Raw genomic sequence first — 12,818 nt, forward strand, 5'->3', positions numbered from 1 at the left:
GGTGTAAGACCGGCCCGCGAGGAGAATGCTGATGGACGTTTCCACTACCCCGGTCGCCGAGCGCATCGCGCGCGTGCTGGCCGGCCAGCGGATCAGCGCGAATGCGGGCGGCGACGCCGAATCCGCGTCGCAGCTGATCGATTCGGCCTGGGCGGACTATCTTCCCGACGCGCTCGCGGTGCTGCGCACGCTGCGCGAACCTGACCGGGCGATGGCCGCGGCGGGTGACCCTGTCGTCTGGGAGGCGATGATCCTTGCGGGGATCAAGGGCGCCAAGCCAAAGACGGTGGTGCTTTAGGGCCTGCCCTATTCCGTCGCGTGACGCCCCTGCCCCCCCCCAAATGCCACCGTCATCCTGACGAAAGTCAGGATCCAGAGCCAGATGGAGTGGCCCCGCTACCCTGGATCCTGACTTTCGTCAGGATGACGGTGGTGTGGAGTGGTGTGAGCTCTTTGCCATCAGCGGATCGTCGTCAGCCACTCGGTCGTGTCCGCGCGCTCCGTGCGGAGGCGGTTCACCGGCGCGGCCTTGTCCTCGTAGCCGATCGCCATGCCGCAGAAGAGCATGCGGTCTTCGGGGACGTCGAGGAACGCGCCGACCGTTTCCGGATACATCGCCCAGCATTCCTGCGCGCAGGTAGCGAGGCCAGCCTCCACCGCGAGCAGCATCAGATTTTGCAGGTACATGCCGAGATCGGACCATTGCGGCGGCCCCATGCGTCTGCCGACCGTGCAGAAATAGGCGGCGGGGGCGCCGAAGAACGCGAAATTTCGGGCGAACCAGTCTCGCCGTGCTGCCTTGTCGTCGCGCGGGATGCCGAGTTCTGCGTACATCGCTTCGCCGACTGCAAAGCGGCGGTCGCGGTAGGGGGTTGTCAGGTCTTTCGGGTAGATGTCGTAGGCGGGCTGCTCGGTGGCGCCGGTGGCGAGATTTGTCGCCATGGTTGCCTTGAGGCGGGCCATCGGTTCGCCGTGGACGATGGCGATGTGCCAGGGTTGGAGGTTGCCGCCGGTTGCTGCTCGGGCTGCCTTTACGGCGAGGTCGTGGAGTTGGGTCGGGTCGACGGGGGTGTCGAGGAAGCCTCGGACGGAGCGGCGGGCGGCGATGGCTTCGGTCACGTCCATTGGCTTCTCCTATCGGCGTCCGGTTTTCCTGCGAACGCAGGAACCCAGGGTTACGAGCGATGCCCATTGTACCTTGGATTCCTGCGTTCGCAGGAAAACGTTAGAGCACGAAGCGGCTGAGGTCGGTGTTGCGGGCGATCTCTTTCAGCTGGCTGTCGACATAGGCGCCGTCGATGACCAGGTTCGAGCCGCCGCGGTCTTCCGCGTTATAGCTTACCTCTTCCAGCAGCTTTTCCATCACCGTCTGCAGGCGCCGCGCGCCGATATTCTCGATCTCCGCATTCACCTCGGCGGCGATGCGCGCGATCGCGGCGATGCCGTCTTCGGTGAACTCGATGCCGACGCCTTCGGTCGCGATCAGCGCCTTGTACTGGAGCGGCAGCGACGCCTTGGTGTCCGACAGGATCGCGACGAAATCGGACTCGGTCAGCCCCTTCAACTCGACTCGGATCGGCAGGCGGCCCTGCAATTCGGGGAGCAGGTCGCTCGGCTTGGCGACGTGGAACGCGCCGCTCGCGATGAAGAGGATGTGGTCGGTCTTCATCGGCCCGTATTTAGTGGCCACGGTCGTACCCTCGATCAAGGGCAACAGGTCGCGCTGGACGCCCTCGCGGCTGATCGAGCCGCCGCGGCCGTCGGAGACGGCGATCTTGTCGATCTCGTCGAGGAAGACGATGCCGTTGGCCTCCGCGTCGGCGAGTGCGACGCGGCTGACCTCGTCCTGGTCGAGGCGCTTGTCGGCCTCTTCCTCGACGAGCTTGTCCCACGCCGCGGTGACGGTGAGCTTGCGCCGCTTCAACTGCTGGCCGCCGCCGAACGACTTCATCATTTCGCCGATATTGATCATCTGCGGGGCACCGCCGGGGATCTCGAACGGCGTGGTCGGGGCCTGCTCGACCTCGATCTCGACCTCGGCGGTGTTGAGATGCCCGTCGAGAAAGCGCTGCTTGAAGCTTTCGCGCGTCGCGGTGCTCGAATCCTTGCCGACCAGCGCGTCGAGCAGGCGAGCCATCGCCGCCTCCTCGGCCTTGTCCTTCACCGCGACACGGCGGCGTTCCTTTTCGAGGCGGATCGCTTCCTCGACGAGGTCGCGCGCGATCTGTTCGACGTCGCGGCCGACATAGCCGACCTCGGTGAACTTGGTCGCCTCGACCTTCACGAACGGCGCGTCGGCGAGCTTGGCCAGGCGGCGGCTGATCTCGGTCTTGCCGCAGCCGGTCGGCCCGATCATCAGGATGTTCTTTGGCGTGACTTCGTCGCGAAGATCTTCGTCGAGCTGCTGGCGGCGCCAGCGGTTGCGCATCGCGACGGCGACCGCGCGTTTCGCGGCGGCCTGGCCGATGATGTGGGCGTCGAGGGCGGCGACGATGGCTTTCGGGGTGAGCTGGTCGTTCATTTGTTTACTTTCTCCCCTCCCGCTCGGGAGGGGTCGGGGGAGGGCATGGCCGCAGCGGAAGATGTGGGTGGGGTGTATTTCAGCCCCTCCCCCAACCCCTCCCGCAAGCGGGAGGGGGATTACGTGGTGCTGTCCATCGTCTCCACCGTGAGGCGGTCGTTGGTGTAGACGCAGAGTTCGGACGCGATGTGCATTGCCTTGCGGCACAGCACTTCCGCGTCGGTCTCGTATTCGACCAGCGCGCGGGCGGCGGCGAGCGCGTAGTTGCCGCCCGAGCCGATCGCGGCGACGCCGTTCTCGGGTTCGAGCACGTCGCCATTGCCCGTCAGGATCAGCGTCACGTCCTTGTCGGCGACGATCATCATCGCTTCGAGGTTGCGGAGGAACTTGTCGGTGCGCCAGTCCTTGGCGAGCTCGACCGCGGCGCGCAGGAGTTGGCCCTGATGCGCTTCGAGCTTGCGTTCGAGGCGTTCGAACAAAGTGAAGGCGTCGGCGGTGGCGCCGGCGAACCCGCCGATCACGCTGCCGTCGCCGAGCCGGCGGACTTTGCGCGCGTTGGGTTTCATGACGGTCTGGCCCATCGAGACCTGGCCATCGCCGATCACGACGACCTTGCCGCCGCGGCGGACCGAGAGGATGGTGGTGCCGTGCCAGGTCGGCATGGCGTGGGGGTCGTTGCTCATGCCAGCGATGTAGGGTGCGGTTTCGGGGGTGCAACGGGGCGGCTGCGACCTGCCCCCCCCCTGGCGTACGGGTCGCGCGCGGAACCCCACGCTGTCATCCTGACGAAAGTCAGGATCCAGGGTTTCAACCGGTAACGTCCTTGGCTCTGGATCCTGACTTTCGTCAGGATGACGGAGTAAGGGAAGACGGAGCAGGGAATGATGGGGGTGGGCGACTACCGCCCCTTCCCCCATTCGCGCGCCACCGTGTAGCCGAGATAGCCCGTGCCGAAGAGCGCGTAGAGCGGTTCGGGGATTGCGTTGAGATAGGCGGACATGCCGACGGCGATTGCTTGCGCGGTGCTCGGGCGGACCGCGGCGATCAGGCCTGCCGGGATCGCGCCGAGCAGCAAAATGTACATCACGTAGAGGAAGGTCGGGCGCGCGCGGGTGATCCAGGGATCGGGTGCTGGATCAAGGGGTTGCGGGGTCATTGGCGGTCTCCGGCAAAAGTGAAGTATAGAAAGTGCAGACGCTGGGAGCGTTTCGTTTTGCGCGTCAGGTGCGGTTGGCGAGCCAGCCGTAGAGGAAGGCCTCGTTGGCGGGGCGGGTCTCGGCGAGCGCGACGTAGCGTTCGCCTTGCAGCGCCTCGATCGCCTTGAGGAGCACCGTTTCGCCGCCGGGTTCGCGATGCGCGAGGAAGGCGTCGAGTGCGGTCAGCGTGGCGGGGCCGATGCGACCGTCGAGGATCATGTCGGGATAGTCGGTGGCGCCGCGGTTGAGCGCGTTGAGCGCGCGCTGGAGGAAGGTGGCGGCGACGGCGGGCCCCATGTTGACGCCGGTATCGAAGAGTTCCTCGGCGATTTTGGGCGCGCGCGGGGCGATCTGGTCGAAGGCGGGGCGGGTCCAGTAGAGGCGGCGGTAGAGGCTTTCCGCGCGTTCGCGGGGGAAGACGCGCATGTCTTCGGTGTAGCCGTTGGTGCGGGCGACGGCTTGCGTGATGCCGTAGCGGGTCGGGCCGCCGCGGTCTGCGGGGTGGTTGGTGTAGCCGCCTTCGCGGTCGATGACGGCGTCGATGAGGTGGTCGATGGTCATGGTGCGGCTCCCGGTGGTTTCGGGGGAGCGAACCATATCGGTTCGTTGTAGGACAGGGGATTCGTAGGGGTGTTAGCTGCTGTTCTCCCGCATGGGAGAGAGTCCGGGGTTATCTTCGTTGCTGCTCCCCCGCGTAGGCGGGGGTCCAGGGTAATGGAGCACAGCGCTCGGGATTCCTGAGCTCCCGCTTTCGCGGGAGAACGGGGGGTTTCGATCCTCTCCCGCAAGAGGGGAGGTGGCCGGCGCTTGCCGGACGGAGGGGGAGGACACGGAACCGAGGTTTCCCTTTCCTCCCCCTCCGTCACCTTCGGTGCCACCTCCCCCTGGCGGGGGAGGATTGTTGGGGTCGCTTCAATCGAGCCTCCCCGGCGGAGGCCGGGGTCCAGTTGAGGGACGCTGGTAACTGAGCGCGGCGCGTCGTTACATCGGACGTTCCAACTGGGCCCCGGCCTTCGCCGGGGTGGTCGCCCTTCACCGGGGTGGTGGTAGCGGCGGTCGTCGCGCTGCGCCTCATCCGAACCGACGCTACGTCCGCGCGGGGTTGGCGGATCGGTGTGCCTAAGGCTATGCGCTGCCTTGAACATTTGCCGCGAGCTTTGCCCGCGCCCACCCGGTCGCCGCCGCGGCCGACAGGTTAGGAAGACCATGGAAGACGATTTCCGCAAAGCCGCGCTCGATTATCACCGCTATCCCAAGCCGGGTAAGCTCTCGGTCGAGGCGACCAAGCGGATGGCGACGCAGCGCGATCTGGCGCTCGCCTATTCGCCGGGCGTCGCCGCCGCCTGCGAGGAAATCGCCGCGGATCCCGACAAGGCGCGGGATTATACCGCGCGCGGCAACCTCGTCGCGGTGATCACCAACGGCACCGCGGTGCTGGGGCTCGGCGCGATCGGTGCGCTCGCGTCGAAGCCGGTGATGGAGGGCAAGGCGGTGCTCTTCAAGAAATTCGCCGGGATCGACTGCTTCGACATCGAGATCGACCAGCTCGACCCGCAGGCGTTCATCGAGGCGGTGCGCGTGCTCGAGCCGACGTTCGGCGGGATCAATCTCGAGGACATCAAGGCGCCCGAATGCTTCGAGATCGAGACGAAGCTGCGCGAGGTCATGAACATCCCGGTGTTCCATGACGACCAGCATGGCACCGCGATCGTGTGCGCGGCTGCGGTGCGCAACGTGCTTGAGCTGCGCGGCAAGCGGCTCGACCAGATGAAGCTGGTGACGTCGGGCGCAGGCGCGGCGGCGCTCGCGACGGTGGATTTGCTGGTGTCGATGGGGCTCAACCCCGAGAACGTGACGCTGACCGATATCGCCGGCGTGGTGCATGCCGATCGCGGCGACGTGATGCCGCCTAACATGGCGCGTTATGCGCGCAAGACCAATGCGCGGACGCTGCCGGACGTGCTGGAGGGGGCGGACATCTTCCTCGGGCTGTCGGCGCCGCGCGTGCTAAAGCAGGAATGGCTGCACCTGCTCGCACCCGATCCGCTGATCCTGGCGTTGGCGAACCCCGAGCCCGAGATCCAGCCGGCGCTGGTGCATGCGACGCGGCCCGATGCGATCATCGCGACCGGGCGTTCGGATTTCCCGAACCAGGTCAACAACGTGCTGTGCTTCCCGTTCATCTTCCGCGGGGCGCTCGACGTCGGCGCGACCGAGATCAACGAGGCGATGAAGGTCGCCGCGGTCGATGCGATCGCAGCGCTGGCGCGCGCGACGGCGTCGGACGTGGTGGTCACCGCCTATGGCGGCGCGACGCCGGTGTTCGGGCCGACCTACATCATTCCCAAGCCGTTCGATCCGCGGCTGATCCTGCACGTCGCGCCGGCGGTGGCAAAGGCGGCGATGGATTCGGGCGTGGCGACGAGGCCGATCGAGGATTTCGACGCGTATCTGCGCGATCTCGAGGTGTTCGTGTACCGCTCGGGCCAGCTGATGCGGCCGATCTTCGCGCGCGCCAAGCAGGCGGGGCGCTCGATCGCGTACGGCGAGGGCGAGGACGACCGGACGCTGCGCGCGGTGCAGACGGTGATCGACGAAGGCCTTGGCCGGCCGGTGCTGATCGGGCGGCGCGACGTGATCGGCCAGCGGATCGAGGCGAGCGGGCTGCGGATGACGATCGGCAGCGATGTCGAGGTGCTCGATCCGGCGACCGACCGCGAAGTGTTCGAGCCGCTGCTCGCGAGCTACAGCGCGCTCGTCGGCCGCCGTGGCACGCCGCCCGACAGCGCCGAGCGCGCACTCAGGACCCGTCCGAGCGTCGCCGCGGCGATGCTGCTGCGCGAGGGGCGAGTCGATGCAGCCTTGTGTGGTGGCATCGGCGACTGGTGGACGCAGATGACGTATGTCATGCCCCTGATCCCGCGGATGCCGGGCGTGTCGCGACTGTACGCGATGTCGGCGGTGATCCTGCGGACCGGCAGCCTGTTCTTCTGCGATACGCACGTGACGGTCGATCCGACCGCCGAGCAGATCGCCGAAATGACGATGCTTGCGGCCGAAGCGGTCCGCGCGTTCGCGATCGAGCCGAAGGCGGCACTGCTGTCGCATTCGAGCTTCGGTGCGTCGCGGTCGCCCTCGGCGCAGAAGATGCGCGCGGGGCATGCGTTGCTCAAGGAGATGGCGCCGGAGTTCGAGTTCGACGGCGAGATGCACGGTGACGCCGCGCTGTCCGAGGCACTGCGGCGGCGGCTGGTGGACGACAGTCCGTTGACGGGGTCGGCGAACCTATTGGTGATGCCGAACATCGACGCGGCGAACATCGCGGTGTCGCTGTTGTCGGCATCGACCGAATCGGCGCCGCTCGGACCGATGCTGCTGGGGCTCGCCAAGCCGCTGCAGATGCTGGTGCCGAGCGTGACCGCGCGCGGGATCGTCAATCTGAGCGCGATCGCGGTGGGGCATGCGGCGACGGTAAGCGAGACGGCGTAAGCGCGTCGCGGTTCCCCCGCGCAAGCGGGGGTCCAGGGTTACAGGCGGCAGCGCTCGTTACCCTGGGCTCCCGCGTTCGCGGGAGAACAGGAGCAGGCGGAATGTCCCGCATTCCATCGATGTAAGAAAATGGTCGGAGCGACAGGATTCGAACCTGCGACCCCCACACCCCCAGTGTGGTGCGCTACCAGGCTGCGCTACGCTCCGACCGAACGGACCGCAAAGCAGCCCGAGCCGCGCGCTCTACGCAGGGTCGGCGCGCGATGCAAGTCGCAACGCCGCCTCCTGCGAAGATTGGCTCATTCGGCCATCCCTTATTCGCCCATCAACGTGCGCCAGAAGCTGCCCTCATACGCCTTTACGCTGACCTGCTCGATGGTGAACGACCGCAACGCGCGACCGAACGCCTTCTGGTGCTCCGCCTCGCCATGTGCCGCGAGTGCCGCGGGACTGGCCCAGCGTTCGGAGATTCGGATCAGGTCCGGGTCGACCAGATCAAGCGCTAGATTGTAGAACTCGCAGCCGTCTTCCGCGGCGCAGGCGGCCATGTGCGCGATCAGCGTATCGGCGATCTTCGCGCCTTCGCCGGCGGCCAGCTTGATATGCCCCATCACCAGAATCATCGCATCTCTCCTGTTTCGGCGGAACTTCGTCGTGGTCTCTACACGAACCGTCCGCGCCTGCGTCAGTTGCACAGGGCACCAAGCGATGATAGCGGGCGGACCAATGCGACCGGCCGCGCGGCGCGCGAACCGAGCCACCCTTCACAGATACGGAACTCCATGTTCATCTCACCAGCATACGCCCAGGCCGCAGACGGCGCCGCCACGGCCGGAGGCGGGATCGCCTCGTTCCTCAGCCTCGCGCCGCTCTTCCTCGTGTTCGTCGTGTTCTACTTCCTGATGATCCGTCCGCAGCAAAAGCGGATGAAGGCGCTGCAGGCGTCGGTCGCCGCGGTGAAGAAGAACGACAGCGTCGTCACCTCGGGCGGGATCCTGGGCAAGGTGACCAAGGTCGAGGATAACGTCGTCGAGGTCGAGATCGCGCCGAACGTCCGCGTCCGCGTCGTCAAGTCCACGCTGACCGACATCACGAGCCCGAACACGAAGCCGGCAAACGACTGATGTTGGATTTTCCGCGCTGGAAGATCGGGTCGATCATCGGGTTGCTGGCGGCACTCTGCCTGCTGGCGATCCCGAGTTTCCTCCCCGAGAGCACCACGAGCCAATGGGGTCGCATCCCCCATTCGCACATCAACCTCGGGCTCGATCTCGCCGGCGGCAGCTACCTGCTGCTCGAGGCGGATACCGCCGACCTCGCCGCGACGCGGATCGAGGCGATGCGCGACAGCGTGGCCGGGACGATGCGCAACGGCAGCCCCCGAATCGAGATCGGCGACATTTCGACGCGCGGGGGCCAGCTGACCTTCCTGCTGCGTGACCCGAGCCAGGTCGATGCCGCGCGCGAGCGTCTGCTGGCGATCACGGGTGGTGGCGCGGGCATGAGCGGCCAGCGCGAGTGGGACATCACCGTCGTCGACACGAGCCGATTCGTGCTCAAGCCCACCCAGGCTGGCCTGACCCAGGCGATCGACACGGCGATGAAGGACGCGACCGAAGTCGTCCGCCGCCGCATCGATGCGCTCGGCACCAAGGAGCCGACGATCGTCCGCCAGGGCGCGACGCGGATCGTGGTGCAGGTGCCGGGCCTCAAGAACCCGCAGGCGCTGAAGGAACTGATCGGCAAGACCGCCAAGCTCGAGTTCAAGCTGGTCGACGAGACCGCGAACCTTGCCGATCTGGTCAAGGGGATCGCGCCGATCGGTAGCCAGGTGCTGCCGTATCCGGGCAATCCGCGCGGCGTACCGTTCATCGCGGTCAAGCGCTCGGTGATCATCTCGGGCGACCAGCTCGCCGATGCGCGCCAGGAGTACGAACAGCAGTCCAACGCGCCACAGGTTGCGATCACCTTCGACGCGGTCGGCGGGCGTCGCTTCGCCAAGGTCACGACCGAGAACACCAACAAGCCGTTCGCGATCATCCTCGACAATTCGGTGATCTCCGCGCCGAACATCAACGAGCCGATCCTTGGCGGTCGCGCGTCGATCTCGGGCAACTTCACCGTGGAGTCGGCGAACGCGCTGGCGATCTCGTTGCGGTCGGGCAAGCTGCCGGTCAATTTGAAGACGATCGCCGAGAGCACCGTCAGCCCCGATCTCGGCAAGGATTCGATCCGCGCCGGCGTGCTGGCGTCGATCGTCGCCGCCCTACTCGTGATCGTGTTCATGTTCGTGACCTATGGCCGGTTCGGCCTGTATGCGAACCTCGCAGTGGTCATCAACATCCTGGTCATCGTCGCCGTCATGGCGATGCTGAACGCGACGCTGACGTTGCCGGGTATCGCCGGCTTCGTGTTGACGATCGGTACCGCGGTGGATGCCAACGTGCTGATCAACGAGCGTATTCGCGAAGAGCGGCGACGCGGGCGCAGCGTCGTCCAGTCGGTCGAGCTGGGCTACAAGGAAGCTAGCCGCACGATCTTCGAGGCGAACGTGACGCACGCCATCACCGGCGTGATCATGCTGCTGCTCGGCTCGGGTCCGGTGAAGGGCTTCGCGGTCGTGCTGCTGATCGGGATCTGCACGTCGGTGTTCACCGCCGTCACGTTCACGCGGATGATGGTCGCGCTGTGGTTGCGGAAGAACCGCCCCACCACGATCAATATTTGATGCCTCGCCGCACCGCGCCTTCCCTCCGTCATCCTGACGAACGTCAGGATCCAGGATTACGGCCGGTGCGCTTGGGGCTCTGGATCCTGACGTTCGTCAGGATGACGACTATGCACAAGATGGCTGAACCGACATGCGCCTGCTGAAACTCGTTCCCGACAACACGAACCTGAAGTTCGTTTCGCTCCGTAAATGGGCGTTCGGGCTGACCCTGCTGCTGTCGTTGCTGGCGATCGGACTCGTCTTCACCAGGGGCTTGAACATGGGTGTCGACTTTGTCGGCGGCGTCCTGATCGAAGAGAAGTTCGCGACCCCGCCGTCGATCGACGCGGTCCGGACCGAAGTCGACCGGCTCGGCGTCGGCGAAGCGTCGATCCAGTCGTTCAGCGATCCCAAGACGCTGTCGATCCGCCTTCCCGTCCCGGCAGGTGATGAGGGTGCGACCAACCGCCTCGTCAAGAAGGTGTCGGACGACCTCGCGGTGAAGTTCCCCGGCGCGACCTTCTCGAAATACGACACGATCTCGGGCAAGGTTTCGGACGAGCTGATCAGCAAGGGGCTGCTCGCGGTCGGCCTCGCGATCCTCGGCATCGCGTTGTTCGCGGTGGTGCGGTTCGAGTGGCAGTTCGGCGTGTCGACCGTCGTCGCGATCGTCCACGACCTGTTGATGACGCTCGGCTTCTTTGCGCTGACTCAGTTCGAGTTCGACCTGAACATCGTCGCGGCGGTGCTGACGATCATCTCCTATTCGATCAACGACAAGATCGTGATCGACGACCGTATCCGCGAGAATATGCGCCGGTACCGCAAGATGGACATGCGCGAGATCATCGACCTGTCGGTGAACGAGACGCTGCCTCGGACTGTGATGACGTCGGTGACGATCCTGCTGGCGCTGGTCGCGATGCTGCTGCTCGGCGGCCATGTGCTGCGCGGGTTCACCGCCGCAATGATCCTGGGTATCGTCGTGGGGACGTATTCGTCGATCTACGTGTCGTCGTCGCTGCTGATCACGCTGGGGCTTCGTGCCGATCCTGCGCCGCGCAAGGGCGGCGTGCAGGACGGCGCCGAGCGAGTGGGCCCGAAGGTCGAGCGTTAAGTGAGGATGGACCGCGAGAAGACCGATGGGCCGATGATCTCGGCGATCGGTCGGGCTGGGTTCAAGGTCGACGACGGCTATTATACCGCCCTGTCGATCAGTCCCGAACGCGCGGATGGCTGGGAGCCGCCGGCGTTCGAGTCGCTCGGCGAAGCGGATGTTGCGGCATTGCTGGTGCTGGATCCGGCGCCGGAGTTCCTGTTGCTCGGCACCGGTTCCGCGCTGCGCCAGCCGCCGCTTGCGTTCAAGCGCGCGGTCGAGGCGCGGGGGTTCGGGATCGAGGCGATGGACAGCCGGGCTGCCGCGCGGGCGTGGGCGGTGTTGCGTGGCGAGGGTCGCTGGATCGTGGCGGCGCTCTACCCGCTCGAGGGCTAGTCGGCAGTTGCCTCAATCTCTTATCCTCCCCCGCAAGGGGGAGGTGTCAGGCGCTTGCCTGACGGAGGGGGAGGTTGGCAGTCACCTCCGCTCCGTGTCCTCCCCCTCCGTCACCTTCGGTGCCACCTCCCCCTGGCGGGGGAGGATTCGTCAGCGGTGATCTGCGGCTAGCGTCGCGAGGTGCTCGTAGAGCGCGGCGGTGTTGGCTTCCCAGGTGAAACTGGCCACCGTGGCGCGTGTCGCCCGGGGCGATGGCGGGTCGGCCAGGAGCGCGCCGATCGCCGCGGCGAATGCCAGCGGGTCGGCGATCGTGATGCGCCCCGCCGCGGGGCTGGTGACCACGTCGTGCGCGCCGCCCGCGTCGGTGATGACGACCGGCGTGCCGCAGGCGAGCGATTCGACCCAGGCATTGGCGAGCCCTTCCGAACGCGACGCGAGCGCGGTGACGTCAGCGGTTGCGATCAGGCTCGGGATGTCGGCGTGCGGCACGGCGCCGAGCAGGCGGACGCGATCGGCGATGCCCAGTTGTGCGATCCGTGCTTCCAGTTTCGACCGCGCGGGGCCCTCCCCTGCGATGAGCAGCGTGACGCCGGGAAGCGCCGCAACCGCGTCGATGACGATATCGTGGCCCTTGCGGGGAATCAGTGCACCGACCGAGACGACCAGCGGGCCTGCGACGCCAAGGGCTGCCTTGGCGGCGGCGCGGTCGACGGGGTGGAAGCGATCCTGGTCGACGCCGGTGTGATGGACGCGGATGCGCTCGGCGGGCAAGCCCATCGCGACCATGTCCGCCTTCATAGCGGCGCTGACCGCGAGCATACCCGCGGCGTTGCGGCCTGCGTTGCGGACCTGACCTGCGGTGCCGGGCGCGTTGCCCCAATGGTGGATGTCGGAGCCGCGCGCCTTGATCGCGACGGGGACGTCGTAGCGTTTGCCGAGCGCGACCGCGGCTGGGCCGTCGGGGAAGAAGAACGATGCGTCGATCACATCGAACGCGAAGCTCTCGCGGATCGTGTCGAGCAGCGGGACGAGTGCGCGCTCCAAGGCGGCGGCGTGGTGGCGGCCCTGGAGGAACGGTCGGACGGTGAAGCGCGGGCGGTGGACTTCGATGCCCTTCCACCGTTCATGCGTCGGGAGCTTGGCGAGGGTTGCGTAATGGCCGAGCCGGCGGAGCGGCCCTGGGGGGAGGCCGATCGGGGCTACCGCTTGCAAGGCTATTTTCGGGTGTCCGGCGAGGCCGAGCGTCTGCCGCTCGACGAAGACGCCGAAATTCGGGCGGGTCGCATCCGGGAACAGCGTGGAGAGGGTTAAGATGCGGAGCATGATGGTTGGGTTACAGGGGGCGGGTTAATTCGGGGTGAGTGGGGGGGTATGCATCATCCTCAATGACCACCCCGGCAGAGGCCGGGG

General features: G+C 66.6%; 12 protein-coding genes, 1 tRNA gene and 1 pseudogene. 6 read left to right on the plus strand and 8 right to left on the minus strand.

The window, feature by feature from the left end:
- Positions 1 to 31 precede the first annotated feature (31 nt).
- A complete protein-coding gene (locus HMP09_RS10175) occupies positions 32 to 298 on the plus strand; it encodes a hypothetical protein (protein ID WP_176500275.1) in 267 nt (88 codons plus the stop codon).
- 161 nt (positions 299 to 459) lie between these two features.
- On the opposite strand, the gene HMP09_RS10180 is transcribed toward HMP09_RS10175, so the two are convergent.
- From HMP09_RS10180 to HMP09_RS10200, 5 genes and pseudogenes are all read right to left on the minus strand, one after another.
- A complete protein-coding gene (locus HMP09_RS10180; RefSeq protein WP_176500276.1) occupies positions 460 to 1,125 on the minus strand; it encodes a nitroreductase in 666 nt (221 codons plus the stop codon).
- 100 nt (positions 1,126 to 1,225) lie between these two features.
- The gene (gene hslU / locus HMP09_RS10185) at positions 1,226 to 2,521 is read right to left on the minus strand and encodes an ATP-dependent protease ATPase subunit HslU (protein WP_176500277.1); all 1,296 of its coding nucleotides are present in this window, start codon (positions 2,519 to 2,521) and stop codon (positions 1,226 to 1,228) included.
- Positions 2,522 to 2,640: 119 nt separating this feature from the next.
- Positions 2,641 to 3,183, minus strand: a complete 543-nt coding sequence (gene hslV / locus HMP09_RS10190; RefSeq protein ID WP_056053053.1) for an ATP-dependent protease subunit HslV — start codon at positions 3,181 to 3,183, stop codon at positions 2,641 to 2,643.
- Positions 3,184 to 3,419: 236 nt separating this feature from the next.
- Positions 3,420 to 3,647: pseudogene (locus tag HMP09_RS10195) on the minus strand (3TM-type holin); the annotation flags it as partial.
- Between the two features lie 94 nt (positions 3,648 to 3,741).
- The gene (locus HMP09_RS10200; RefSeq protein ID WP_176500279.1) at positions 3,742 to 4,278 is read right to left on the minus strand and encodes a glycoside hydrolase family 108 protein; all 537 of its coding nucleotides are present in this window, start codon (positions 4,276 to 4,278) and stop codon (positions 3,742 to 3,744) included.
- 645 nt (positions 4,279 to 4,923) lie between these two features.
- On the opposite strand from HMP09_RS10200, the gene HMP09_RS10205 reads away from it, so the two are divergent.
- The gene (locus HMP09_RS10205; protein WP_176500280.1) at positions 4,924 to 7,206 is read left to right on the plus strand and encodes an NADP-dependent malic enzyme; all 2,283 of its coding nucleotides are present in this window, start codon (positions 4,924 to 4,926) and stop codon (positions 7,204 to 7,206) included.
- A 130-nt stretch (positions 7,207 to 7,336) separates the two neighbouring features.
- On the opposite strand, the gene HMP09_RS10210 is transcribed toward HMP09_RS10205, so the two are convergent.
- Both HMP09_RS10210 and HMP09_RS10215 read right to left on the minus strand, forming a co-directional pair.
- A tRNA-Pro gene (locus tag HMP09_RS10210) sits at positions 7,337 to 7,413 on the minus strand.
- Between the two features lie 107 nt (positions 7,414 to 7,520).
- Positions 7,521 to 7,829: a putative quinol monooxygenase gene (locus HMP09_RS10215; protein ID WP_176500281.1), complete on the minus strand. Its 309-nt coding sequence runs from the start codon at positions 7,827 to 7,829 to the stop codon at positions 7,521 to 7,523.
- Positions 7,830 to 7,988: 159 nt separating this feature from the next.
- Here HMP09_RS10215 and yajC point away from each other — a divergent pair, with 159 nt between their 5' ends.
- The 4 genes from yajC (at position 7,989) to HMP09_RS10235 (ending at position 11,408) form a co-directional block, all read left to right on the plus strand.
- A complete protein-coding gene (gene yajC / locus HMP09_RS10220; RefSeq protein ID WP_176500282.1) occupies positions 7,989 to 8,330 on the plus strand; it encodes a preprotein translocase subunit YajC in 342 nt (113 codons plus the stop codon).
- Entirely contained in the window at positions 8,330 to 9,934 is a 1,605-nt protein-coding gene (gene secD / locus HMP09_RS10225) for a protein translocase subunit SecD (protein WP_176500283.1), read from the plus strand. Before yajC ends, secD begins: the two co-directional genes overlap by 1 nt.
- A gap of 133 nt (positions 9,935 to 10,067) precedes the next feature.
- Complete coding sequence (gene secF / locus HMP09_RS10230) at positions 10,068 to 11,033, plus strand: protein translocase subunit SecF (RefSeq protein ID WP_176500284.1); 966 nt, start codon at positions 10,068 to 10,070, stop codon at positions 11,031 to 11,033.
- The gene (locus tag HMP09_RS10235) at positions 11,034 to 11,408 is read left to right on the plus strand and encodes an MTH938/NDUFAF3 family protein (protein WP_443026413.1); all 375 of its coding nucleotides are present in this window, start codon (positions 11,034 to 11,036) and stop codon (positions 11,406 to 11,408) included. It begins immediately after the preceding gene.
- 150 nt (positions 11,409 to 11,558) lie between these two features.
- Here the strand turns inward: HMP09_RS10235 and HMP09_RS10240 are convergent, their stop codons facing one another.
- Positions 11,559 to 12,731, minus strand: coding sequence for a glycosyltransferase (locus tag HMP09_RS10240; protein WP_176500286.1), 1,173 nt, complete (start codon positions 12,729 to 12,731; stop codon positions 11,559 to 11,561).
- Between the last annotated feature and the right edge of the window lie 87 nt (positions 12,732 to 12,818).

Origin of the sequence: Sphingomonas sp. HMP9, from assembly GCF_013374115.1 — a bacterium.
Taxonomy (GTDB): Bacteria; Pseudomonadota; Alphaproteobacteria; order Sphingomonadales; family Sphingomonadaceae; genus Sphingomonas.

Excerpts from the sequence above, each read along its gene's own strand:
- HMP09_RS10175 (WP_176500275.1), top strand. The coding sequence starts at position 32 with ATGGACGTTTCCACTACCCCGGTCGCCGAGCGCATCGCGCGCGTGCTG.
- HMP09_RS10180 (WP_176500276.1), bottom strand. The coding sequence starts at position 1,125 with ATGGACGTGACCGAAGCCATCGCCGCCCGCCGCTCCGTCCGAGGCTTC.
- hslU (WP_176500277.1), bottom strand. The coding sequence starts at position 2,521 with ATGAACGACCAGCTCACCCCGAAAGCCATCGTCGCCGCCCTCGACGCC.
- hslV (WP_056053053.1), bottom strand. The coding sequence starts at position 3,183 with ATGCCGACCTGGCACGGCACCACCATCCTCTCGGTCCGCCGCGGCGGC.
- HMP09_RS10200 (WP_176500279.1), bottom strand. The coding sequence starts at position 4,278 with ATGACCATCGACCACCTCATCGACGCCGTCATCGACCGCGAAGGCGGC.
- HMP09_RS10205 (WP_176500280.1), top strand. The coding sequence starts at position 4,924 with ATGGAAGACGATTTCCGCAAAGCCGCGCTCGATTATCACCGCTATCCC.
- HMP09_RS10215 (WP_176500281.1), bottom strand. The coding sequence starts at position 7,829 with ATGATTCTGGTGATGGGGCATATCAAGCTGGCCGCCGGCGAAGGCGCG.
- yajC (WP_176500282.1), top strand. The coding sequence starts at position 7,989 with ATGTTCATCTCACCAGCATACGCCCAGGCCGCAGACGGCGCCGCCACG.
- secD (WP_176500283.1), top strand. The coding sequence starts at position 8,330 with ATGTTGGATTTTCCGCGCTGGAAGATCGGGTCGATCATCGGGTTGCTG.
- secF (WP_176500284.1), top strand. The coding sequence starts at position 10,068 with ATGCGCCTGCTGAAACTCGTTCCCGACAACACGAACCTGAAGTTCGTT.
- HMP09_RS10240 (WP_176500286.1), bottom strand. The coding sequence starts at position 12,731 with ATGCTCCGCATCTTAACCCTCTCCACGCTGTTCCCGGATGCGACCCGC.